The following is a 23,396-nucleotide window of genomic DNA, read 5'->3' as shown; positions in this document are numbered from 1 at the left end:
GGTTTGGAGAAAAAGCATGAAAAAGTACGTCTTAGTGGCGCTGGCCGCATTTACCCTGAGCGGCTGCCTGTCGCGCCCGCCTGAGCCGGAACAACCGTTGCCGCCGGTCACCGTCGAGCCGGATCAGCCAACGCCGCCGGTGGAGCAGCCGCAGCCGCCAACTACCGAGCCGGTGCCGCAGCCGCCGAAAATCCAGCAGCTCGACTGGCTGGGCAGCGTTCAACCGCTGGTGGGGCAGATGTTGAAGGCCGATGGCGTCACGGCCGGCAGCGTGCTGCTGCTGGACAGCGTCAAGAACAACACCAACGGCTCGCTGCAGATGGGCAAAGCCACTGCGGCACTGTATAAGGCGTTGGCGTCGAACTCCACTTTCAGTGTGGTGCCGGAAGCGAAGCTGACCAGCGCCCGACAAACGCTGGGCCTGTCGGCGGATGACAGCTTCGGCTCGCGCAGTAAGGCGATTGGCCTGGCGCGCATCGTCGGCGCGCAGTACGTGCTGTACAGCGACGTCAGCGGCGACGTGAAGTCACCGGCGCTGGATATGCAGCTGATGCTGGTGCAAACCGGCGAGATCGTCTGGTCGGGCAATGGCGCCGTTAAACGCTGAGGCCGCGCTGCGACGATTGATGGAAACCAGACTGCCGGCGGTGAATACCGCCGGTTGTCATTTCAGCCCGGTGCAGGGGCTGACCGGCGAGAGCTGGCGCATCGACGGCTCGGGCGTCACGCTGCTGGCGCGGCAACATAGCGCGGAGAAACGCGCGCTGGGCGTGAGCAGGCGGCGGGAAGCGCAGGTTCTGCGTCGCTGTGCGCCGGGGCTGGGGCCACGGGTTTTCGCACAGAATAATCAGTGGCTTATCCTCGAATGGCTTGAAGGTGACGTCGTCACAAATACCGAATTTGACGCGCTGAATCAGCGCGGCGAGCTGGCGGTGATGGTGGCGACGCTGCATCGGCGGCCGCTCAGCGGTTACCGGCTGGATCTGCGGCGGCAGTTCATTCGTTACTGGCAGCTGTTGGACAGGCGGCGTTTAACCCCTCTTTGGCTGCGCTGGCAGCATCACTTTTTGCAAAGCGAGCCGCCGTCACCGTTGAAGCTGGCACCGCTGCACATGGATATCCATCCGGGCAATCTGCTCACCACCGGCGAAGAGCTGCGGCTGATCGACTGGGAGTATGCCGCCGACGGCGACATAGCGCTGGATATCGCCGCGCTGTTTCGCAGCAACGGCTGGTCGGGCGAACAGCAGCAGCGCTTTTTGCAGCACTACGCGTATCAGGGCTATCGCGACGTCGCCCGGTTGCAGGCGCAGGTGCGCCGTTGGCTGCCGTGGGTGGATTATCTGATGCTGCTGTGGTTTGAAGTGCGCTGGCAGCAGAGCGGTGACGTTGAATTTTTGCGCTGGGGCGCTGCGGTGCGCCGGCGATTCTGTTTATCATAATCTGAATTCTGAACGAACAAAATGAAGTGAGGTGCCCGTGGGCCCAGTAATGCTAGATGTCGCCGGCTACGAGCTGGATGCAGAAGAACGCGAGATTTTGAAACACCCGCTGGTTGGCGGATTGATCCTGTTTACCCGTAACTTCCACGATGCGGAGCAACTGCGTGAGCTGGTGCGCCAGATCCGCGCCGCCTCGCACGATCGGCTGGTGGTGGCGGTAGACCAAGAGGGCGGGCGCGTGCAGCGCTTCCGCGAGGGTTTCACCCGTTTGCCGGCGGCGCAGTCGTTCGCCGCGTTGCACGATGCGCAGGAAGGCGGCCGTCTGGCGCAGGAGGCCGGCTGGCTGATGGCGGCGGAGATGATCGCGCAGGATATCGACATCAGCTTCGCGCCGGTGCTGGACATCGGTCACGGCAGCGCGGCGATCGGCGAGCGTTCGTTCCACAGCGATCCGCCGCAGGCGCTGGCGATGGCGGAGCGCTTCATCCTCGGCATGCACAGCGCCGGCATGAAAACCACCGGCAAACACTTCCCGGGGCACGGCGCCGTCAGCGCCGATTCGCACAAGGAAACCCCGCGCGATCCGCGGCCGCTGGCGCAGATCCGCGAGCACGACATGGCGATCTTCCGCGAGCTGATCAATCGTCAGCTGCTGGACGCCGTCATGCCGGCCCACGTCATCTATACTGAAGCGGACCCGCGTCCGGCCAGCGGCTCGCCTTACTGGCTGCAGCAGATCCTGCGTCAGGAGCTGGGCTTCGACGGCGTGATCTTCTCCGACGATCTGTCGATGGAAGGCGCCGCCATCATGGGCAGCTACGCCGAGCGCGGCCAGGCGGCGCTGGATGCCGGATGCGACATGATCCTGGTGTGCAACAACCGCGCCGGTGCGGTCAGCGTGTTGGATAACCTGTCCCCGGTCAAAGCAGAGAAGGTGAAGCGGTTATATCATCGCGGTCAGTTCACCCGTCAGGAACTGCGCGACTCCGAGCGCTGGCAGCAGGCGCACAAGGCGCTCAGCGCGTTGAGCGAGCGTTGGGAGGAGCACAAGCAGCGTTCGCAAGGGTGAATCCAGGTGCCGCATCGCGGCGCAGAGCGGAAATGATGAGGGCCGCGCCCGCGGCCCTTGGCTTGTTGCGAGGATCCACATGATTATCTATTTGCACGGCTTCGATTCCACCAGTCCCGGCAATCATGAAAAGGTATTACAGCTGCAGTTTATCGATCCGGACGTGCGCTTTATCAGCTACAGCACGCTGCATCCGCGTCACGACATGCAGCATCTGTTGAAAGAGGTGGACAAGGCGGTGCAGCAGGGCGGCGATGCGCACCCGTTGATCTGCGGGGTTGGCCTCGGCGGATTCTGGGCGGAGCGCATCGGCTTCCTGTGCGGCATTCGCCAGGCGATGTTCAATCCCAACCTGTACCCGGAAGAGCACATGCACGGCAAGATAGATCGGCCGGAAGAGTATCGTGATATCGCCACCAAGTGCGTGGAGGATTTCCGCGAGAAAAACCGCGATCGCTGTCTGGTGGTGCTGTCGCGCCACGACGAGGTGCTGGATAACCGGCGCAGCGCCGAATTGCTGCATCACTACTACGAGATCGTGTGGGATGAACAGCAGACGCACAAATTCAAAAACATCTCTCCGCATCTGCAGCGGCTCAAGGCGTTCAAGGCGCTGGGTTAACAGTTTCATAACGCTGCCGCGAGCCGCGCGCCCCGTTTTTCACCGGCGGAAAGTGCGGCTTTTTTGTACGTCAAAGCAAGATTCCGTGTGGCAATCGGCAAAATTTAAAACTGTGACTCAGCGCTAACTATTTGAATCACAATCCCCAAAAAATCCCCGCGTCCAGCCTTTAACCAAAAAAATTTGATGTACGTCAATTTTGGTATGACCAAATAACCTCACATGCTATTCTGGCTGCAGAGAGCCGATTTATTTTAAGCGAACCCTATGTATTCTAAGGATATTATTTATTTACCCTGGGATAACAAATGGTTCACATTTAGGGGGTTATTTTGACAACGCCAAAGAAGAAAATCGTTATTGTTGGCGGCGGCGCCGGTGGTCTGGAGCTGGCGACCAGCCTGGGCCATAAACTTGGCCGCAAGAACAAAGCCGAGATCACGTTGGTGGATCGCAACCACAGCCATTTGTGGAAACCGCTGTTGCACGAAGTGGCGACCGGTTCCCTCGATGACGGCGTAGATGCGCTCAGCTACCTGGCGCACGCGCGCAATCACCATTTCAGCTTCCAGCTGGGGTCGCTGACCAACATCAACCGTGAGACGCAAACGCTGCAGCTGGCGCAGATCTGCGACGAGCAGGGCGGCGAACTGGTGCCGGCGCGCGAATTGCCGTACGACATTCTGGTGATGGCGTTGGGCAGCACCTCGAACGATTTCGGTACGCCAGGCGTGAAAGAGCACTGCATCTTCCTGGATAACCCCCATCAGGCACGTCGTTTCCACAACGAAATGCTCAACCTGTTCCTGAAGTTCTCGGCGCAGCCGGGGCAAAAAGAGCGGGTCAACATCGCTATCGTCGGCGGCGGCGCCACCGGCGTTGAACTGTCCGCCGAACTGCACAACGCGGTGAAGCAGTTGCACAGCTACGGCTTTGAAGGCCTGGACAACAGCGCGCTCAACGTGACGCTGGTGGAAGCCGGCGAGCGCATCCTGCCGGCGCTGCCGCCGCGCATTTCCGCCGCCGCGCACCAGGAGCTGATCAAACTGGGCGTGCGCGTGCTGACCAACACCATGGTGACCAGCGCGGACGCCAAAGGCCTGAACACCAAGGGCGGCGAATTCATCGACGCCGATCTGATGGTGTGGGCGGCCGGCATCAAGGCGCCGGACTTTATGAAGGACATCGGCGGCCTGGAAACCAACCGCATCAACCAGCTGGTGGTGGAGCCGACGCTGCAGACCACGCGCGATCCGAACATCTTCGCCATCGGCGACTGCGCTTCCTGTCCGAAAGAGGGCGGCGGTTTCGTGCCGCCGCGCGCGCAGTCGGCGCACCAGATGGCCTCGCGTTGCGCCACCAATATTCTGGCGCTGATGAACGGCCAGACGCTGAAGCCTTACGTGTATAAAGATCACGGCTCGCTGGTGTCGCTGTCGCGCTTCAGCACCGTCGGCAGCCTGATGGGCAACCTGATGCGCGGTTCGATGATGGTGGAAGGGCGCATCGCACGCTTCGTCTACATCTCGCTGTACCGCATGCATCAGGTCGCGTTGCATGGCTACATCAAAACCGGCCTGATGATGCTGGTGGGCGGCATTAACCGGGTGATCCGTCCGCGTCTGAAGATGCACTGATCCCGCCTTTGTCGACCAACCCGCGCCGGTTCGCCCGCGCGGGTTTTTTTATGGCGGCGCGAGGCGATCGGCGGCGGTTGCTTGATTCTTCTGCATAAGCCGTCGTTGGCATGGGTAAAATTCTTAAGATTCCTCCTAAACAACGGGAAAACGGCCGTTTTCCCGCATTTTTGGTCCCCTTGTCTTATTGCGGGCCTTCAGATCATTGTGCAGACTTTACCTCGTTTACAGACGGCGCGTCGCGCACGCCGTAAACCGGGATACCGCCAGCCGCCCATGCGCAAAATAATAAGCGCGGTGCCAGCCGGTAACAGACCCCGGAAAAAATGCGTGGTAACACTTTCAGGAGGTTTCCTGTGAACAAGTCAATGTTAGCCGGTGTTGGAATTGGTATCGCTGCCGCTCTGGGGATTGCTGCGGTAGCCAGCCTGGACGTCTTTTCTGCCGGTCCGCAATATGCGCAGGTGCTCGCCGCCACACCGATTAAAGAAACCATCAAAACGCCGCGTCAGGAATGCCGCAACGTCACCGTCACGCACCGCGCACCGGTGCAGGATGAAAACCGCATCGCCGGCTCTGTGCTGGGCGCAGTGGCGGGCGGCGTGATTGGCCACCAGTTCGGCGGCGGTCGCGGGCGCGACGTGGCGACCGTGGTCGGCGCGCTGGGCGGTGGCTACGCCGGCAACCAGGTGCAAGGGGCGATGCAGAACAACGACGTCACCACCAGCGTTCAGCAGCGTTGCAAAACGGTCTACGACAAGTCCCAGAAAATGCTGGGCTATGACGTGACCTACAAGATCGGCAATCAGCAGGGCAAGATCCGCATGGATCACGATCCGGGCACGCAAATCCCGTTGGATAAAAACGGCCAGCTGGTGCTGAACAGAGCCTGATCGCCACATTCGAATTAAACCCGCGGGCAGTGTTAGTTCTGATCGTTTAACCCGGTTAAGCGAGCGGCGTTAACATTGACGCGGGTTTCTGTTTTCTGCCTGCCCAAAAGTTTGCGATCGTTCTAATGTCTGCGTGCGATATCGCTGGGCGAAACTTCAAAAAAGCCCCTGCGTTTGTTATATTATTGTGCAATTAAGCGGTGTTATCGGCGCCAATCGCCACACCGGCCAAACCCGAGTATTTCGTCTCGCAGAGATAACGACATGTTAGATTTTCGCTTTCCGACAGCGTTGCAAATGGTCCTTAGCGTCGCCGTAGCTGAGAAGCAGGGCATGCGTTCGACGAGCGCCACCCTCGCCGCCGCTCTGGAAGCCAACCCCAGCTTTATCCGCAAACTGATGGTGCCGCTGACCAAAGACGGCATCATTGTTTCCACCCTGGGCCGAAACGGCTCTATCCACCTCGGCCGCCCGGCGGAAGAGATCACCCTGCGGGACATCTATCTGGCGGTGATCGACGACAAGCGCATCTGGGCTTCCCGCCCTGAAGTGCCGGCTCGTTGCCTGGTGAGCGCCAACGCCTGCTGGTATTTCAAGTCGGTGGTGAACGAGGCCGAGCAGGCTTCGCTCGCGGTGCTGGCGCGCCACACCGTGGCCGACTCGTTGGCCGAGCTGGAGCGGGGCGACAAGCGCGCCTGCGCGGAATACGCCGCCGAGCAAGAGGCTGAAGCCGCCGGTAAATAATCGCGGTTATGATGCATAAAGAAAGGTCGGGCATTGCCCGACCTTTTTGCATTTCAGGATGATGATTACGCCGTCTGCGGCTGCGCTTTGCGCGCCACCAGGCGCCGCAAGGTGACGTAGAACACCGGCGTCAGGAACAGCCCGAACAGGGTGACACCCAGCATGCCGGAGAACACCGTGATGCCGGTGACGCCGCGCACTTCGGCGCCGGCGCCATGGCCAAGGATCAGCGGGATGGTGCCGGCGATGAAGGCGATGGAGGTCATCACGATCGGCCGCAGCCGCAGGCGGCAGGCCTCCAGCGCCGCTTCGACGATGCCTTTGCCCTGCATTTCCAGTTCGCGGGCGAACTCGACGATCAGAATGGCGTTCTTGCAGGCTAGCCCCATCAGAACGACCAGCCCGACCTGAACGAACACGTTGTTGTCGCCGCCGGTCAGCCACACGCCGAACAGCGCCGACAGCATGGTCATCGGCACGATCAGGATCACCGCCAGCGGCAGCGTCCAGCTTTCGTACAGCGCCGCCAGCGCGAGGAACGCCAGCAGTACCGCCACCGGGAACACCACCAGCGCGGCGTTACCCTGGGTCGATTGCTGGTAACTCAGATCGGTCCACTGGATGTTCATGCCGTTCGGCAACAGCTTGCCGGCCATTTGCGTCAGCGCGCCCATCGCCTGGGTAGAGGAGAGCACGCGCGGATCGGCGTCGCCGATCAGATCCGCTGCCGGGAAACCGTTGTAACGGATCACCGGATCCGGGCCGTAGGTGGTGCCGATGCTGACCATACTGCCGATCGGCACCATTTCGCCTTTGTCGTTGCGGGTACGCAGGTTGGCGATGTCTTCCACGCTGTCGCGGAACTGGCCGTCGGCCTGCGCCATCACCTTCCAGGTGCGGCCGTAACGGTTAAAGTCGTTGATGTAAGACGAACCGAGGTAGGTCTGCAGCGTGCTGAACAGCGCATTGAGCGGCACCCCCTGGGCCTTGGCCTTGTCGCGATCGATTTTGGCGTCCAGCTGCGGCACGTTGGCCTGATAAGAGGAGATCGGGAACCCCATTCCCGGCGTTTGCATAATGGCGCCGGACAGGGTGTTGATCGCCGTCTGCAGCGCGCCGTAACCCAGCCCGCCGCGATCCTGCACGTACAGTGAATAGCCGGAGCCCTGGCCGATGCCGAGGATCGGCGGCGGCATGATCGAGAAGGCGAAGCCTTCCTGGATCTGTGAAATGCGCGCGTTGATCTCGGCGTTGATCTGCGCCGCGGTGCGGGTACGGGTGCTCAATGACTCCAGCGCGAAGAACACCGTGCCGGTATTCGGCGTATTGGTGAACTGCAGCGCGTTCAGGCCGGGGAAGGCCACCGCATCGGTGACGCCGTCCACGCTCAGGCCGATGGCGCTCATCTTGCGGATCACCGCATCGGTGCGCTCCAGCGAGGCGCCTTCCGGCATCTTCACGCCGCCGATCAGGTATAGCTTGTCCTGCGTCGGGATAAACCCGCCGGGCACGGTCTTGAACATCACGCCGGCGGCGGCCAGCAGCAGCAGGTAGACGACGAACACCGCGCCGCGTCGGCCCAGCACGCGGGATACCCCGTGCTGATAACGCTGCGAGCCGCTGGCGAAGAAGCGGTTGAACGGCCGGAACAGCCAGCCGAACAGCCGGTCGATCAGGCGCGACGGCAGGTCTTTCGGCGCGCCGTGCGGTTTCAGCAAGCGCGCCGCCAGCGCCGGCGACAGGGTCAGCGAGTTGATGGCGGAGATCACCGTCGAGATGGCGATGGTGACGGCGAACTGCTTGTAGAACTGGCCGGTGACGCCGGAAAGGAACGCCATCGGCACGAACACCGCACACAGCACCACGGCGATGGCGATGATCGGGCCGGAGACCTCGCGCATCGCCTGGTGCGCCGCCGCCAGCGGCGACAGCCCCTCTTCGATGTTGCGCTCGACGTTCTCCACCACCACGATGGCGTCATCCACCACGATGCCGATCGCCAGCACTAGCCCGAACAGGCTGAGGGTGTTGAGCGAGAAGCCGAGCAGATACAGCGCGGCGAAGGTGCCGACCACGGAGATCGGCACCGCCAGCAGCGGAATGATCGAGGCGCGCCAGGTCTGCAGGAACAGAATGACCACCAGCACCACCAGGATCACCGCTTCCAGCAGGGTATCTACCACCGCGCGGATCGAGTCGCGCACGAACACCGTCGGATCGTATGGCGACTTCCAGCTCATGCCGTCCGGGAAGCGGGTCGCCAGCTCGGCCATCTTGCCGCGCACCGCGTCCGACAGCTCGATGGCGTTGGCGCCCGGCGACTGGAAGATGCCGATGCCGACCGCATCCTTGTTATTGAGCTGGGCGCGCAGCGCGTAGCTGCCGGAGCCCATTTCGATGCGCGCCACGTCGCGCAGCCGCACGATCTCGCCGTTATCACCGCTCTTGAGAATGATGTTGCCGAACTCTTCTTCGGTTTGCAGGCGGCCCTGGGCGTTGATCGACAGCAGATAGTCGCTGCGCGTCGGCATCGGTTCCGCGCCAAGCTGGCCGGCGGAAACCTGCACGTTCTGCTCCTGCATGGCGCTCACCACGTCGGAGGCGGTCAGCCCGCGCGCGGCGACCTTGTTCGGATCGAGCCAGATGCGCATCGCATATTCGCCGGCGCCGAAGATCTGCACCTGGCCGACGCCCGGCAGGCGGGCCAGCTCATCCTTGACCTTCAGGGTGGCGTAGTTGCGCAGGTACAGCGAGTCGTACTTGCCGGAAGGCGATACCAGATGCACCACCAGCGTCAGCGCCGGAGACTGTTTCTGGGTGGTGATGCCCTGGCGGCGCACGTCTTCCGGCAGGCGCGCTTCGGCCTGTGCCACGCGGTTTTGCACCTGCACCTGCGCCTGATCGGGATCGGTGCCCGGGCGGAAGGTGACGGTGGTCACCAGCACGCCGTCGGAACCGGCGACCGATTTCATGTACATCATGTTTTCGACGCCGTTGATCGCTTCCTCCAGCGGCGTGGCCACCGTTTCAGCGATCTCTTTCGGGTTGGCGCCCGGGTATTCTGCACGCACCTGCACGCTGGGCGGCACCACGTCCGGGTACTCGCTGATCGGCAGCAGCGGGATGGCTATCACCCCGGCGACAAAAATCAGTATCGACAGCACCGCGGCGAAGATCGGCCGGTCGATGAAAAAGCGGGAAAAGTCCATGGGTCAGAAGTCTCTGCTGGGAGCTTAGTTAAGCGTGGAGGCGATAGGATTCATGGCGACGGCTTTCGCGTCGACCGGCATGCCCGGCATAAACACTTTCTGCATGCCGTCGACGATCACCCGATCGCCGTTTGCCAACCCTTTCTGCACGATGCGCAATCCTTCGGCCATGCGGCCCACGTCAATGTCGCGGCGCTGCGCCTTGCCGTCTTTATCGACGATGTAAACGAACTTGCGGTTCTGGTCGGTCATCACCGCTTTGTCGTCGATCAGCATGGCGTTGAACTCGGCGCTGCCGGGCATCTGTACCCGGGCGAACAGCCCCGGCGTGAAGCGGCGATCGCGGTTGTCGAGCAGGGCGCGCATGCGGATGGTGCCGGTCCCGGCGTTCAGTTGGTTATCGGTGAAGTCCACCAGCCCCTGATGCGGAGTGCCGTCTTCGCCTACCAGGCCGACTTTCACCGGCAGGCGGGCATCGTGCCGGCCTTGCTGCTGATAGCGCAGGAAGGTGGCTTCATCCACGTCGAAATAGACGTAGACCTTGTCGAGCGACACCAGCGTCGTCAGCACGCTGGCGCTGTCGCCGGCGGTGACCAGGTTGCCGGCGGTGATCATCGCGCGGCTGGCGCGCCCGTCAATCGGCGCGGTAACGCGGGTAAAGTCGAGATTCAGCTGCGCCATATCGAACTGGGCCTGCGCCGCCAGCACATTGCTTTGCGCCTGCGCGGCGGATGACCGGCGCTGCTCCCATACTTCCTGAGAGATGGCCTGAGTGCCGATCAGTTTCTCGGTGCGCGAGGATTCGCTGCGCGCCAGGGCGGCCTGGTTGCGCGCTCGCACCAGCTCCGCCTGCGCCTGTTCGCGCGCGGCGCGGTAGGTGCGATCGTCGATAGTGAACAGCACCTGGCCTTTTTTCACCTCGTCGCCTTCGGTGTAGTTGACCCGCTCGATGTAGCCGGAGACCCGTGGGCGCAGTTGCACGCTTTGCACCGCTTCGACCCGGCCGTTGAAGGCATCCCACTGGCTGATCGGCTTGACCACTACGCTGGCGGCGCTGACCACCGGCGGCGGTGGCGGGGCGTTGTGCGCGACGCTGTTGTCGCACCCGGCGAGCAGGGCGGCCAGCAGCGCCACCCCGGAGAGCCGCTGACCCAGAGCGACGGCGCGCGTGCGGCCGCCGGCGTTGAACGATGAGTTTGGTTGATTTGCCATTATTTTTATTCCGATAAGTAAGCGCGGTCAGGCCCCACACCCGGCCCTGTTCTCCGGGATTCGCCCCCGCACCGGCGTGCGGTGAGGGGGCGGCTGCGCCGTGCAGCGGCGCAACGTTAGGTTTTGAAACACATTGGTGTCACATTAATGTATCAATATCGGTTACATTAATTGGGTGGAGTATAGTGGCGGCTTTCCAATAAATGCAATAATAAAAATTGCATTTAAAGCGAAACTGTTGCAACGTATGTGCATCGGGCAGAGGGTGACCCTGCCGAATGATGGGAGCATCTGCATGAACACTACGGGCTTTATTACCGATTTGAAGGCGTGGATCGACAACAATCTGGAAGAGAAACTGGATATCAACACCGTGGCGGACCGCGCGGGCTATTCCAAATGGCATCTGCAGCGCATGTTCAAACGCCAGACCGGCTACGCGCTGGGGGAGTATATCCGCATGCAAAAACTGAAAGTGTCGGCGGAGCGCCTGGCCAACAGCGGCGAGCCTATCGTCAGCGTGGCGATCTCGCTCGGCTTCGACTCACAGCAGTCGTTCAACCGCAGCTTCAAACGCCAATTCGGCCAAACGCCGGGCGACTGGCGCCGCGCGCTGGCGCAGCCGGCGTCAATGGGGCGCACGCACCACTGAGCGGTTGGGGTGTGGGGAGAAAAAAAGCCTGAATTTGCGTTCGGGCTTTTTTGTATGGCGGTGAGAGAGGGATAGATTCGCTGCGCTCACCCTGCGGGCCGCCATTGGCGGTCCAAAACGCAGGCGTTTTGTCGAACCCTGTCGATGATTCTCACCCTCCCGGTCGGTGCGCTATGCATACAAAAAAGCCTGAACGTGAGTTCAGGCTTTCTCGTTAGAATATGGCGGTGAGGGAGGGATTCGAACCCTCGATACACTTTCGCGTATACACACTTTCCAGGCGTGCTCCTTCAGCCACTCGGACACCTCACCATATTTTTTTGTTGCGAAATCATCGCTGCAACGGGGCGCTACTATAGGGAGTGGGGCCGATCCGGTCAAGAATAATTTCTGTGTTTTTGTTCGTCCGCTCAAGCCGTGTTCACTTTGCTGAAAACTGCGGCGAACGGCAGGGCAGAAGTCATGAAAAGGTGGGAAAATCAGAAGTAAGGTTCGTGGATAACCGGTGGAAATGGGAATTACGGGCGCGGGCTGTGGGCTTGATTCGCTGCGCTCACCCTACGGGCCGCCGTTGGCGGTCCAAAACGCAGGCGTTTTGTCGAACCCTGTCGAGGCTTCTCGCCCCTCTCGGCGGTGCGCCATGCAAAAAAAAGCCTGGACGCGAATCCAGGCTTTCTCTTTGAATTTGGCGGTGAGAGAGGGGTTCGAACCCTCGATACACTTTCGCGTATACACACTTTCCAGGCGTGCTCCTTCAGCCACTCAGACACCTCACCGTTTTGTTGTCGAAAACGCTTTGCGCTGTCGACGGGCGCTAATGTAGGAGAATCTGATCTCAGCGTCAACCCTCTTATTTCATTCTCATGACTGTTTAGCCAAACTTGCAGCAATTTGCTGATTTACCGAACGATATTCCCACTCTTGGCCACCGGCGGGCAGGGCGGACTGCGTTCAAAACGCGTGAAAGATGATTGTTTGACCTTTTTCTGTACGGGTAGCTCAATATATCGCCAATGAGATCGGTCTATTTGCTGTTATATGCATTAATACTGGATTATTAGTCAAATGTGTCGCTAAATGGAATCATGTCGGCGCGGCGTTTTTGGCAAGGAACATCACGGCGCCGCGCAGATTGCCGGGAGACAGGCCGGCGATATCGCAGACAGGGACAGACTCATTACATAATAATGCAGTAGAGGTTCGTTTTGACTCCTTCAGATGCCATGCCGGCGCCGCAAGCGCGCCATGCCATTCCTCCCGGTGCGGGGGCGCTGTTCTTCATCCAGATCTTCGCCACGCTGGGCTTCGCCGTGCTTTACTCCACGCTGGTGCTGTACGCCACCAAGCGATTGGGCTTCAACGAAAGCAGCGCCAACGCCATGATGGGCGTGTTCGGCGCCTTCAACTATGGTCTGCATATGTTCGGCGGCTACCTCGGCGGCCGTTTCCTCAGCAACCGCAACCTGTTCGTGCTCGGCATGGTATTGCAGGTGATCGGCTGCGCGCTGATTGCCGTCGCGGGCGTGTGGGGGCTGTACTGGGGGCTGGCGATGTTCCTGACCGGCAGCGGCCTTAACGTGACCTGCATTAATATGATGCTCACCCAGCGTTTCAAACCGGATGATGACCGGCGCGAATCGGCATTCCTGTGGAACTACGCCGGCATGAACCTCGGGTTCTTCGTTGGCTTTACCGTGGCCGGGTATTTCCAACTGACGGAAAACTATCGCGCGCTGTTCCTGTTCGCCACGCTGGGCAATGCGGCGGCGATCATCGTCGCCGTCTGCCGCTGGCGGATTCTGGCGGATCTCAATACGCCGCTGCACGATGCCAGCCGCAGCCAATACCGTTGGCGCATGCTGGTCGGGCTGGCGGTGCTGGTGGCGCTGGTGCCGATTATCCGCGTGATGCTGACCCACGCCGAGTTCAGCGGCCATTTCGTGATCGTGCTCGGTGCGCTGATCTTCCTGATGCTGTGCGTGGTGACGCTGCGCCACCATCCGCGCGATGAGCGCCGCAGAATGGCGGCCTATCTGATCCTGGCGCTGGGGTCGCTGGTGTTCTGGGCGCTGTATCAGCTGGCGCCGATGGGGCTGATGCTGTTCTCCGAGCACAACATCAACCTGAACGTTTACGGCATTCAGGTGGCGCCGCAGTGGATCCAGAATATCAACACGCTGGTGATCGTGGTGGGCGGCCCGCTGCTGGCCTGGTGGTTCAATCGCCTGCGCGCCCGCGGTTGCAACATCGACATTCCGCTGCAGTTCTCCGGATCGCTGTTCTGCATCGGGCTCGGCATGCTGGTGCTGCCGCTGGGCATCAGCATGGCCGGCGGCGACGGGCTGGTGGCGTTTAAATGGATCGTCATCAGCTATGTGCTGCAAAGCGTCGGTGAATTGATGATCTCGCCGATCGGTTACGCGATGATCGGCAAGCTGGCGCCGCCGCGCTATCAGGGCGTGATGATGGGCTGCTGGATGATGGTGACCGGCGTCGCCTCGGTGCTGGCGGGCTACGTCTCCGGCCTGATGCCGGAAAACAGCGGCAGCACGCCGCTGCAAACCAATCCCGGCTACAGCGAAATCTTCAGCGCACTGGGCTGGGGGGCGACGGGCGTCGGCGTGGCGATGCTGATTTTAATTCCGCTGTTGCGGCGTCTTATCCGGCGCGACGGCGCGTCTGCCGCCTGATTTTGCGAACATGTACAACAGCCCCACTGGTCGGGGCTGTTTTTATTTTGGGCTTTAACGCTTGCATCCGGCGGCGAATCGCGGAAGGCTGAAGGAAAACCAATAAAAACAAACCGGAGCCCGCAGTATGAACATCATTTATTACCACCCCTTGTTTAACGCCCAGGAATGGCTGATCGGCATCAAGCAACGCCTGCCGCAGGCCGAGATCCGCGAATGGCAGCGCGGCGACGAGCGGCCGGCGGATTACGCGCTGGTATGGCGCCCGCCGCACGAAATGTTAGCCAACCGCCGCGATCTGAAAGCGGTGTTCGCCCTCGGCGCCGGCGTCGACGCCATTCTCGATCAGGAGCGCAAACACCCCGGCACACTGCCCGCCGGCGTGCCGCTGCTGCGGCTGGAGGATACCGGCATGGCGCAGCAGATGCAGGAATATGCGCTGAGCTATGTGCTGCGCTATTTCCGCCGTTTCGACGAGTATCAGGCGTTGCAGCAGCGGCAGGAATGGCAACCGCTCGATCCGCACTCGCTGGATGATTTCACTATCGGCATCCTCGGCGCCGGCGTGCTGGGGCAGAGCGTGGCGCGTAAGCTGACCGAGTTTGGCTTCAGCGTGCGCTGCTGGAGCCGCAGCGCCAAACAGATCGACGGCGTGCAAAGCTTCGCCGGAGAGGCGCAGCGCGACGCCTTTCTCGACGGCGTAAAACTGTTGATCAACCTGCTGCCCAATACGCCGGAGACCGTCGGCATTCTCAACCGCGAGCTGTTCGCGCAACTGCGGCCGGGCGCTTACCTCATCAACATCGCGCGCGGCGCGCATTTGGTGGAGGCCGATCTGCTGGCGGCGCTGGAGCAGGGGCAGCTGGCCGCCGCCACGCTGGACGTGTTCGCCCGCGAGCCGCTGCCGCAGGATCACCCGTTCTGGCGTCATCCGCGTGTCACCATTACCCCGCATATTGCTGCCATCACGTTGCCGCAGCAGGCGATGGATCAGATCGCCGCCAACATCCGCGCGCTGGAGGGGGGGCATGCCCCGGCCGGCGTGGTCGATAGGCAACGGGGTTACTGAGCCTTCAGCCGCCGTTCGGTAACTGATAAGCTGTTATCGTCATCGCGCCTGTCCGTACCTTTGCGGGCGGGCCCTCTGGAAGGAGAAACAATGTACCCCGTTGATTTGCATATGCACACCGTCGCCAGCACCCACGCTTACAGCACGCTGCACGATTACATCGCCGAAGCCCAGCAGAAGGGCATCAAGCTGTTCGCCATCACCGATCACGGCCCGGACATGGCCGATGCGCCGCACTACTGGCACTTCATGAACATGCACGTGTGGCCGCGCCGGGTGAACGGCGTGGGCATTTTGCGCGGTATCGAAGCCAACATCAAAAACCTGCAGGGCGATATCGACTGCACCGGCCCGATGCTGACGGCCACCGACGTGATCATCGCCGGTTTCCATGAGCCGGTGTTTGCGCCGCAGGATAAAGCGTCCAATACTGAAGCGATGATCGCCGCGATGGCTCAGGGAGACGTGCATATCATCAGCCACCCCGGCAACCCGCGTTACCCGATCGATATTCCCGCCGTCGCGGCGGCGGCGGCCAAATACGAGGTGGCGCTGGAGCTGAATAACTCGTCGTTCACCCACTCCCGCAAGGGTAGCGAGGCCAATTGCCGGGCGATCGCCGCCGCGGTGCGCGACGCCGGCGGCTGGCTGGCGCTGGGTTCGGATTCGCACGTCGCTTTTTCACTGGGTAATTTCGAGCACTGCGAGCGCATCATCGAAGAGGTGGGCTTCCCGCAGGAGCGCATTCTCAACGTCAGCCCGCGCCGGTTGCTGGATTTTCTCGAGCGGCGCGGCAAGCCGGCGATTGCGGAATTGGCCGATTTGTGACATCGTCCCGGCAAAATTTTCCGTATTGTATAAGGCCTTATCATGAATGAGTTTTCCATTGTCTGCCGTGTGCTGGGTACGCTGTTCTACCGCCAGCCGCAGGATCCGCTGCTGGTGCCGCTGTTCGCGCTGATCAAAGAGGGCAAGCTGCAGCAGCACTGGCCGCTGGAGCAGGATGACCTGCTGAAGCGCCTGCAGCAGGGCTGCGATGTCAACCAGCTGGCGACCGACTTTAACGCGATGTTCGTCGGCAGCGAATGCAGCGTGTCGCCGTTCCGCTCCGACTACGTCGAAGGCGCCAGCGAAGCGGAAGTGCGCACCTTCCTGCAGCAGCGCGGCATGCCGCTGGCGGAGGCGCCGGCCGACCATTTCGGCCAGCTGCTGCTGGCCGCTTCCTGGCTGGAGGATCAGTCGCAGGAAGATGAAGCGCAGGCGCAGATCGCGCTGTTCGACGAGTTTCTGCTGCCGTGGTGCGGCCGCTTCCTCGGCAAAGTGGAAGCGCACGCCACCACCGGTTTCTACCGCACGCTGGCGCTGATGACCCGCGACGCCATCCAGGCGATGCGCGACGAGCTGGCGGAGTACGAGCAGGACGACGAAGCGGGCGACGAAGACGCGTAACGCCGCAGCCATCCAGGCGGGCCGCCCGGCCCGCCGATCCGCTAAACACAGGTTTGCATCCCCCAGACGTAAATTGACAAAAGATCCCCTAATCTGGCGGTTTACCGTCGGTTCGGCCGCGCCTGCGCGCCGCGCTTTTTCACGCAAGGGGTAGATGATGAAAAGTAACTGGATGCAGCAGATTCAAACGTTGATCGGGCAGAAGGCCGGCGCGATGGGCGGGGCGGAAGGCATCGGCAAGCTGCTGGCGCCCACGGCGCTGGGCGGTTTGGTCGGCGTGCTGTTGGCCAACAAATCCTCGCGCAAGCTGGTGGGCAAGTTCGGCAAGAATGCGCTGATTATCGGCGGCAGCGCGGCGGTGGGCGCGGTGCTGTGGAACAAGTATAAGCAGCGGGTGAAAGAGACCCATCAGGACGAACCGCAGTTCGGTTTGCAAACCACGCCGGTGGATCTGCGCGCCAAGCGTTTGGTGCAGGCGTTGGTGTTCGCCGCCAAGAGCGACGGCCATATCGATGCCGACGAGCAGCGCGCCATCGATCACAGCCTGTCGCAGCTGCAGGTGGGGGAAGAGGCGCAGGCCTGGGTGCAGGAAGCGCTCGATCAGCCGCTCAACCCGGAATTGATCGCCCGCAGCGTGCAAAACGAAGACGAGGCGCTGGAGGTTTACTACCTGAGCTGTCTGGTGATCGACGTCGATCACTTTATGGAGCGCGGCTACCTCGATGCGCTGGCGCAGGCGCTGAAGATCCCAGCGGACGTCAAGCAGGGCATCGAGAGCGACGTCAACGAGAAAAAGCGCGAGCTGGCATAGCGCCGCTTGGCAAGCCGGGGGGAATCGTGTCACTCTTGCCGCAATCTATGTAAGCGGATGATTTAGTAATGATGACCCCACCGAAAGCGGAAAAACGCCCTTATCCCATCACCATCCACGGCGACACGCGCGTGGATGACTACTACTGGCTGCGCGACGACGAGCGCGCAGACCGCCAGGTGCTGGACTACCTGCAGGCGGAGAACGCCTACACCGATGCGATGCTGAAGCCGCAGCAGGCGCTGCGCGAAACCCTGTACGAAGAGATGGTGGCGCGCATTCCGCAGCAGGAACATTCGGTGCCTTACGTGCGCCACGGCTATCGCTATCAGACGCGCTACGAACCGGGCAACGAATACGCGATTTATGTGCGCCAGCCGCAAACCGAGAGCGAGCACTGGGAAGTGCTTATCGACGGCAACCAGCGCGCCGAGAACCACGAGTTTTACACCCTGGGCGGGCTGGACGTCAGCCCCGACAATCAGCGGCTGGGGGTAGCGGAAGATTTCCTGTCGCGCCGCCAGTATGACATTCGCTTCAAGAACCTGGCCGACGGCAGCTGGGCGGACGAAGTGTTGGAAAATACCTCCGGCAGCTTCGAGTGGGCTAACGACTCCTCGACGGTGTACTACGTGCGCAAGCACGCCAAGACGCTGTTGCCGTATCAGGTCTATCGCCACGTGGTGGGCAGCGATCCGCGGCAGGATGAGCTGATTTACGAAGAGCTGGACGATACCTTTTACGTCGGGCTGGAGAAGACCACCTCCGAGCGTTTTATCCTGATCCACCTGAGCAGCACCACCACCTCGGAGATCCTGCTGCTGGACGCCGATCGTGCGGACGCCAAGCCGCAGCTGTTCGTGCCGCGCCGCAAGGATCACGAGTACGCCATCGATCACTATCACCAGCATTTCTACATCCGCTCCAACAAGGACGGCAAGAACTTCGGCCTGTACCAAAGCGAGCAGGCGGACGAAGCGCAGTGGCAGACGCTGATCGCCCCGCGCGCCGACGTAATGCTGGAGGGCTTCAGCCTGTTCCGCGATTGGTTGGTGGTGGAAGAGCGCAATGCCGGCCTGACGCTGCTGCGCCAGATCCACTGGCAGACGGGCGAAGAGAAGCGCATCGCCTTCGACGATCCGACCTACACTACCTGGCTGGCGTATAACCCGGATCCGGAAACCGCGCTGCTGCGCTACGGCTATTCGTCGATGACCACCCCGACCACGCTGTACGAGCTGAATATGGACAGCGGCGAGCGGACGATGCTCAAACAGCAGGAGGTGAAGAACTTCACGCCGGAAAACTACCGCAGCGAGCGGGTGTGGGTGAAGGCGCGCGACGGCGTCGAGGTGCCGGTCTCACTGGTGTATCGCCAGGATAGCTTCCAGCGCGGCGCCAACCCGCTGATGGTGTACGGCTACGGCTCTTACGGCAGCAGCATGGATCCGGCGTTCAGCGCCAGCCGCCTGAGCCTGCTGGATCGCGGTGTCGTGTTCGCGCTGGCGCACATTCGCGGCGGCGGTGAGCTGGGGCAGCTGTGGTATGAAGACGGCAAACTGTTCAACAAGCAGAACACCTTCAACGACTTTATCGACGTGACCGAAACGCTGATCGCCCAGGGGTACGGCGACGGCAAGCGGGTGTTCGCCATGGGCGGCAGCGCCGGCGGCCTGCTGATGGGCGCGGTGATCAACCAGGCGCCGCAGCTGTTCCACGGCGTGGTGGCGCAGGTGCCGTTCGTCGATGTGGTGACCACAATGCTGGACGAGTCGATCCCGCTGACCACCGGCGAATACGACGAGTGGGGCAACCCGAACGAGCAGGCCTATTACGACTACATCAAACAGTACAGCCCGTACGATCAGGTGAAGGCGCAGGCATACCCGCATCTGCTGGTGACCACCGGCCTGCACGATTCGCAGGTGCAGTATTGGGAGCCGGCCAAGTGGGTGGCCAAGCTGCGCGAGCTGAAAACCGACGATCGGCAGTTGCTGCTGTATACCGACATGGATGCCGGCCACGGCGGCAAATCCGGCCGCTTCAAGGCCTATGAGGATATTGCGCTGGAGTACGCCTTCATTCTGGCGCTGGCGGAGTAACGGCGAACAGCGGGCGGCCTGCGCCGCCCGCTGTGCTAGCCAATCAGATAGTATTTCAGCGTGTGTTTCATGTCCGGGCTCAGATCGTCGATGGATTTCAGCATCCAGCGCAGATAGCCGGGATCTTCCTGGGCGATGCGATCGATTTCTTGCCCGCGATACTTGCCGAATTTGAACTTCTTCAGCAGCACCGGCTGTTCGGTGATCTGCACCATTTGCTCCGGCGTCCAGCCCGAATCCTTGATGATGCGCTGCAGCAGCGCGGCGGTGACGTAGCAGTCGTACAGCGCGCGGTGCGGGTACAGCGTGGCGTCTGCCGGCAGTTGCACGTCCAGGTTCAGCGCGTAGCGCAGATACTGGTTGCCGTACTTGATGTCCGGATACAGCGTGCGCGCCAGCTTGAGGGTGCAGATCCAGGCGCCGTTCATCTCCGGCAACACCCCGCGATCAAAGGCGGCGTTGTGCGCCACATAGTAGGGGCTGCCCTGATAGCGGCCGATCGCCACCGCAATGCGCGGTTTGCCTTCCACCATCTGTTCGGTGATGTGATGAATCGCCATCGCGTCCAGGCTGATGGGGCGATCCGGGCTGATCAGATCGCTCATCGGGTTGGTTAACTGGCCGTCGAGCAGATCGAGGGAGGCCACTTCCACCACGCCGCCGTCCAGCCCGCAGGTCTCGGTATCTATTACGCGTAACGTCATGCTTTCCTCCGCGTTGCCGTCAGGCTCTAGCTTAACCGGCACAGGTGGCCGTGCCAACCGTCGGCGTTCCTGCTCGCGATGACCAGCCCGGGGGCGTCGCCCGGCGCGGCAATCAGGCGCTCTCCCGTTTCATCCCAGATGGCGCTGCGGCCCGCTGGGATCCAGCCGCCGGTCGGCGCCGCATGGTTGGCCATCAGCGTGACCATGCGGTAACGCCGGGCATAGCCTGCCAGCGCGGCGCTGTCTTTCGCGTAACCGGCTTCAGATACCAGCACGCCGGCAGCATAAATCTGCGCGCCCGCTAGCGCGGCGGCGCTTGCGTGGCCGGGCTCCGAAGTATCGGCACAGATAGCCAGCGCGATGCGTTGCCGATGTATTTCCAGCAGCGAGCCGCCATCGCCGGGCAAGAACCGTTGCCGTTCCTCGCCGTGCAGATGCTGCTTGGTATAGGGCGTCAATGCGCCATTGGGGTGAAAGATCAAGGCGGCGATATGCAGCGCCTGGCCGCTGCGTAAGGGCGCGCCGACGACGATCGTCATCTGATGCGATTGCGCCGCCGCAGCGAGCGGTTGCAGACGCGGATCGCCCAGCGTCAGCGCCAGTTCGGCAGCATCAGCCAGTTCATAGCCGCTTAGCGACAGTTCGGGAAACACCAGCAGCTGCACCTGCTGTTGGGCTGCCTGCGCGACAAATTCAAGGTGACGTTCAAGGTTGCAGGCGATATCGGCCGCAGCGGCGGGGTATTGGGCGGCGGCGAGGGTGAAACAGGACATCGGCCATCTCTCCTGTGAGGCAATAAAAAACCCGCCTTGGCGGGTTTAATGACGGATGGAAGGACGCTTACTCACCAGACGGATGCGCTTTTTTGGCGCGTTTCTCCGCACGTTTCTCAGCTGGGGTTTTCAACGGCTTCTTCTTCGCATTTTTTTTGCTATCCATTCCCTTACTCATGATGGCCTCTCGTTACCTATGATTGGGTGGCTTGCTCAGCCATTAACCGCCTAAAGCCGGCAGGATGCAAGCGACAAAGTGCGAATTGCACTTAACCGGCTGTTTGCACGTGAAATTTTGTTTTAGGATGACCGGGTGATAAAAATAATTATTATGTTATAATATTACACTTTCAATATTCGGAGAACGCAATGACTGTGATGGCATTACCGGACGCGCAGCAACTGCTGGCCATGCCGGATTCTGATTATATGAACTCGGTTCAACGGGCGTTTTTCCGTCAGCTGCTGCAGGATGAGCGGCAAAAGCTGCTGCTGCACATCGATGAGCTGAAAAAAGAGATCGATGGCGGCGAAGCGACGGGCGATGAGGCCGACAAGGCGGCGCGCGAAGAGGATTTGCGCCTGTTGTTCCGCCAGTTGGATCGCGAAAGCCGCCTGTTGCCGAAAATCGATGCGGCGCTGGCGCGCTTGCAGAACGGCGAATACGGCTACTGCCGGGAAACCGGCGAACCCATCGGGCTGGCGCGCCTGCTGCTGCGCCCGACGGCGGAACTAAGCATCGAGGCGAAAACCGCGCAGGAGATGCGCGAGCCGCATATGCGTAAAGGCGGGTAAGGTCTCAGCCGCCGAGCGTATCCACCAACAGATCGAGAAAGCGCCTGACGCGAGGTTCCAGCAGGCGCTTATTCGGATAGAGCGCCACAATCCTGACTTCTTCACCCGCCACGGCGCGCAACACCTGCCGCAGACGGCCGGCGGCCAAGTCCTCCGCAATCATAAACTCCGGCAGATACGCGATGCCCAACCCGGACAGAGCGGCGTCGCGTAACGCTTCCCCACTGTCCAGCCGCAGGCGGCCGCGCACCGGGGCCTTGACCCATTCGCCGCGCTCGTCGCGCAGCCGCCAGGGCTGTTTTTGGTTGCGGCTGCTGAACAGCAGAGCCTCATGCCCGGCGAGCGACTCGACGGTTTGCGGTTCGCCACGGGCGGCGAGGTAGGCGGGGGAGGCGCACAGCAGGGCGCGATACCTGGCGAGGGTTCTGGACACCAGCCGGGTATCCGGCGCCGTGACGCCGATCCGTACCGCTAAATCAAATCCTTCTTCCACGATATCCGCCAGGCGATCGGAAAAACTGATCTCCACCTGCACCTCAGGCCAGGCGACGAGAAATTTCGGCACCAGCGGCAACAGGATCCGTCTGCCGAAGGCGGCGGGAGCGGTCAACCGTAGCACCCCGCGTGCGGTGCCTTTGTCGCCGGCCACGCTGGCCTCGGCGTCGTCGACCGAAGCGAGGATCTGCAGACCGCGCCGATAAAACTCTCGCCCCTCGTCGGTCAGGCCAAGCGAACGCGTGGTGCGATGCAACAGCCGCACGCTCAGCCGCTGCTCCAGACGCGCGATGGCTTTGCCCGCCGCCGAGCGCGACAGCCCCATCGTCTGTCCGCCGGCGACAAAACTGCCGGCGTCGACGACGGCCATGAAAACCTGAATGTCATTGAGATTCGCCCGCAACATGCCGCTCCCCGAGATTCGATGATAAGATGATTAATTTAACATATTCAATGAATTAACTGCATATCCAATGTCGTTTCAGTGACGACGTCCATTCGCCAATCAAACGATTATAGTCGCCATGGAAACGATAAACGGTTGGAGAAGCAGCATGAAAAACGGCATCACGCACTACCATCACGGGGTCATTTGGGAAGAGGAGAATGGCGTGTCCCAAGGCGTTCGCGTCAAAGACACCCTCTACATTTCAGGGCAGTTTTCCCATGATATGCAGGGTGAGTTTATCGGCGCGGGCGATATCGAACGGCAAACCCAACAGACGTTGGACAACCTGGATCGGGTATTGGCGGGATTCGGCGCCGAACGTTCGAACCTGGCGTATGTGGAGATCTATCTGACTGACGTACAGGCGCATTTTGAACCCTGCGTTGCGTTGTTCAAACGCTATGTCGGCGCTCACCGGCCCGCCGGTTCGCTGATCGGCGTCACCGGGCTGGCTTCGCCCGAGCAGTTGGTGGAGATCAGCGCGATCGCGCACCTCAACTGATCGGGCCTGTGGGCGTTTTGCAAGCAGGTCGTTGTGATTTTGAGCAAACGCGCGCCGAGTTCCCGGCGCGCGTTCGAG

Annotated in this window: 21 protein-coding genes, 2 tRNA genes and 1 other RNA gene; 16 read left to right on the top strand and 8 right to left on the bottom strand. The window is 61.4% G+C overall.

Annotation, left to right across the window (positions count from 1 at the left end):
- The first annotated feature begins 16 nt into the window (after positions 1-16).
- The 7 genes from lpoB to ACJ8IJ_RS19795 all read left to right on the top strand — a co-directional run bounded on the left by lpoB (position 17) and on the right by ACJ8IJ_RS19795 (position 6,407).
- A complete protein-coding gene (gene lpoB, locus ACJ8IJ_RS19825) occupies positions 17-607 on the top strand; it encodes a penicillin-binding protein activator LpoB (protein WP_004928784.1) in 591 nt (196 codons plus the stop codon).
- Complete coding sequence (thiK, locus tag ACJ8IJ_RS19820; protein WP_265261614.1) at positions 588-1,442, top strand: thiamine kinase; 855 nt, start codon at positions 588-590, stop codon at positions 1,440-1,442. Before lpoB ends, thiK begins: the two co-directional genes overlap by 20 nt.
- 49 nt (positions 1,443-1,491) lie before the next feature.
- On the top strand, positions 1,492-2,511 hold the full coding sequence (nagZ, locus tag ACJ8IJ_RS19815; protein WP_021504926.1) for a beta-N-acetylhexosaminidase: 1,020 nt from the start codon (positions 1,492-1,494) through the stop codon (positions 2,509-2,511).
- A 79-nt stretch (positions 2,512-2,590) separates the two neighbouring features.
- Positions 2,591-3,133, top strand: coding sequence for an alpha/beta hydrolase YcfP (gene ycfP, locus ACJ8IJ_RS19810; protein WP_015377468.1), 543 nt, complete (start codon positions 2,591-2,593; stop codon positions 3,131-3,133).
- 332 nt (positions 3,134-3,465) lie between these two features.
- Positions 3,466-4,770, top strand: a complete 1,305-nt coding sequence (locus tag ACJ8IJ_RS19805) for an NAD(P)/FAD-dependent oxidoreductase (protein ID WP_004928794.1) — start codon at positions 3,466-3,468, stop codon at positions 4,768-4,770.
- Positions 4,771-5,126: 356 nt separating this feature from the next.
- Complete coding sequence (locus ACJ8IJ_RS19800) at positions 5,127-5,663, top strand: glycine zipper 2TM domain-containing protein (protein ID WP_004928798.1); 537 nt, start codon at positions 5,127-5,129, stop codon at positions 5,661-5,663.
- 264 nt (positions 5,664-5,927) lie between these two features.
- Positions 5,928-6,407, top strand: coding sequence for an RrF2 family transcriptional regulator (locus tag ACJ8IJ_RS19795; protein WP_015377469.1), 480 nt, complete (start codon positions 5,928-5,930; stop codon positions 6,405-6,407).
- Between the two features lie 65 nt (positions 6,408-6,472).
- Here the strand turns inward: ACJ8IJ_RS19795 and sdeB are convergent, their stop codons facing one another.
- Positions 6,473-9,616, bottom strand: a complete 3,144-nt coding sequence (gene sdeB, locus ACJ8IJ_RS19790) for a multidrug efflux RND transporter permease subunit SdeB (protein WP_049241717.1) — start codon at positions 9,614-9,616, stop codon at positions 6,473-6,475.
- Positions 9,617-9,640: 24 nt separating this feature from the next.
- Positions 9,641-10,828 carry a multidrug efflux RND transporter periplasmic adaptor subunit SdeA gene (sdeA, locus tag ACJ8IJ_RS19785; protein WP_442518474.1) on the bottom strand — a complete coding sequence of 396 codons (1,188 nt, stop codon included), beginning with the start codon at positions 10,826-10,828 and terminating at the stop codon, positions 9,641-9,643.
- Positions 10,829-11,123: 295 nt separating this feature from the next.
- Between sdeA and ACJ8IJ_RS19780 the strand changes: the two genes are divergently transcribed.
- On the top strand, positions 11,124-11,480 hold the full coding sequence (locus tag ACJ8IJ_RS19780; RefSeq protein ID WP_004928813.1) for a helix-turn-helix domain-containing protein: 357 nt from the start codon (positions 11,124-11,126) through the stop codon (positions 11,478-11,480).
- A gap of 55 nt (positions 11,481-11,535) precedes the next feature.
- Here the strand turns inward: ACJ8IJ_RS19780 and ACJ8IJ_RS19775 are convergent.
- The 3 genes from ACJ8IJ_RS19775 to ACJ8IJ_RS19765 all read right to left on the bottom strand — a co-directional run bounded on the left by ACJ8IJ_RS19775 (position 11,536) and on the right by ACJ8IJ_RS19765 (position 12,256).
- Positions 11,536-11,655: non-coding RNA, RtT sRNA (locus ACJ8IJ_RS19775), on the bottom strand.
- Between the two features lie 47 nt (positions 11,656-11,702).
- Positions 11,703-11,792: transfer RNA gene (locus ACJ8IJ_RS19770), tRNA-Ser, on the bottom strand.
- A 374-nt stretch (positions 11,793-12,166) separates the two neighbouring features.
- Positions 12,167-12,256, bottom strand: a tRNA-Ser gene (locus tag ACJ8IJ_RS19765).
- A 447-nt stretch (positions 12,257-12,703) separates the two neighbouring features.
- On the opposite strand from ACJ8IJ_RS19765, the gene ACJ8IJ_RS19760 reads away from it, so the two are divergent.
- The 6 genes from ACJ8IJ_RS19760 to ACJ8IJ_RS19735 all read left to right on the top strand — a co-directional run bounded on the left by ACJ8IJ_RS19760 (position 12,704) and on the right by ACJ8IJ_RS19735 (position 19,601).
- Positions 12,704-14,170: a peptide MFS transporter gene (locus tag ACJ8IJ_RS19760; RefSeq protein WP_075685762.1), complete on the top strand. Its 1,467-nt coding sequence runs from the start codon at positions 12,704-12,706 to the stop codon at positions 14,168-14,170.
- Between the two features lie 127 nt (positions 14,171-14,297).
- Complete coding sequence (gene ghrA, locus ACJ8IJ_RS19755) at positions 14,298-15,239, top strand: glyoxylate/hydroxypyruvate reductase GhrA (RefSeq protein ID WP_442518473.1); 942 nt, start codon at positions 14,298-14,300, stop codon at positions 15,237-15,239.
- A 90-nt stretch (positions 15,240-15,329) separates the two neighbouring features.
- Positions 15,330-16,067, top strand: a complete 738-nt coding sequence (locus ACJ8IJ_RS19750) for a phosphatase (protein ID WP_004928821.1) — start codon at positions 15,330-15,332, stop codon at positions 16,065-16,067.
- A gap of 42 nt (positions 16,068-16,109) precedes the next feature.
- A complete protein-coding gene (locus ACJ8IJ_RS19745; protein WP_015377474.1) occupies positions 16,110-16,688 on the top strand; it encodes a TorD/DmsD family molecular chaperone in 579 nt (192 codons plus the stop codon).
- A 157-nt stretch (positions 16,689-16,845) separates the two neighbouring features.
- Positions 16,846-17,499 (top strand): tellurite resistance TerB family protein, encoded by a 654-nt coding sequence (locus ACJ8IJ_RS19740; RefSeq protein WP_099982672.1) that lies wholly within the window; start codon positions 16,846-16,848, stop codon positions 17,497-17,499.
- A gap of 68 nt (positions 17,500-17,567) precedes the next feature.
- Positions 17,568-19,601 carry a S9 family peptidase gene (locus tag ACJ8IJ_RS19735; RefSeq protein ID WP_075685761.1) on the top strand — a complete coding sequence of 678 codons (2,034 nt, stop codon included), beginning with the start codon at positions 17,568-17,570 and terminating at the stop codon, positions 19,599-19,601.
- A 35-nt stretch (positions 19,602-19,636) separates the two neighbouring features.
- Here ACJ8IJ_RS19735 and exoX read toward each other — a convergent pair whose 3' ends face one another.
- Positions 19,637-20,305, bottom strand: coding sequence for an exodeoxyribonuclease X (gene exoX, locus ACJ8IJ_RS19730; RefSeq protein WP_033644251.1), 669 nt, complete (start codon positions 20,303-20,305; stop codon positions 19,637-19,639).
- Between the two features lie 26 nt (positions 20,306-20,331).
- Positions 20,332-21,078 carry a carbon-nitrogen hydrolase family protein gene (locus ACJ8IJ_RS19725; protein ID WP_442518472.1) on the bottom strand — a complete coding sequence of 249 codons (747 nt, stop codon included), beginning with the start codon at positions 21,076-21,078 and terminating at the stop codon, positions 20,332-20,334.
- Positions 21,079-21,447: 369 nt separating this feature from the next.
- Here ACJ8IJ_RS19725 and dksA point away from each other — a divergent pair, with 369 nt between their 5' ends.
- A complete protein-coding gene (gene dksA / locus ACJ8IJ_RS19720) occupies positions 21,448-21,873 on the top strand; it encodes an RNA polymerase-binding protein DksA (RefSeq protein WP_004928840.1) in 426 nt (141 codons plus the stop codon).
- A 4-nt stretch (positions 21,874-21,877) separates the two neighbouring features.
- On the opposite strand, the gene ACJ8IJ_RS19715 is transcribed toward dksA, so the two are convergent.
- Positions 21,878-22,774 (bottom strand): LysR family transcriptional regulator, encoded by an 897-nt coding sequence (locus ACJ8IJ_RS19715; RefSeq protein ID WP_004928843.1) that lies wholly within the window; start codon positions 22,772-22,774, stop codon positions 21,878-21,880.
- A gap of 148 nt (positions 22,775-22,922) precedes the next feature.
- Here ACJ8IJ_RS19715 and ACJ8IJ_RS19710 point away from each other — a divergent pair, with 148 nt between their 5' ends.
- Positions 22,923-23,318 (top strand): RidA family protein, encoded by a 396-nt coding sequence (locus ACJ8IJ_RS19710; protein ID WP_015377479.1) that lies wholly within the window; start codon positions 22,923-22,925, stop codon positions 23,316-23,318.
- Positions 23,319-23,396 lie beyond the last annotated feature (78 nt).

It is taken from the genome of Serratia sp. CY40230 (assembly GCF_052168835.1).
Classification (GTDB): Bacteria; Pseudomonadota; Gammaproteobacteria; order Enterobacterales; family Enterobacteriaceae; genus Serratia; species Serratia nematodiphila.
This window is presented reverse-complemented; position numbering and strand designations above follow the sequence as displayed.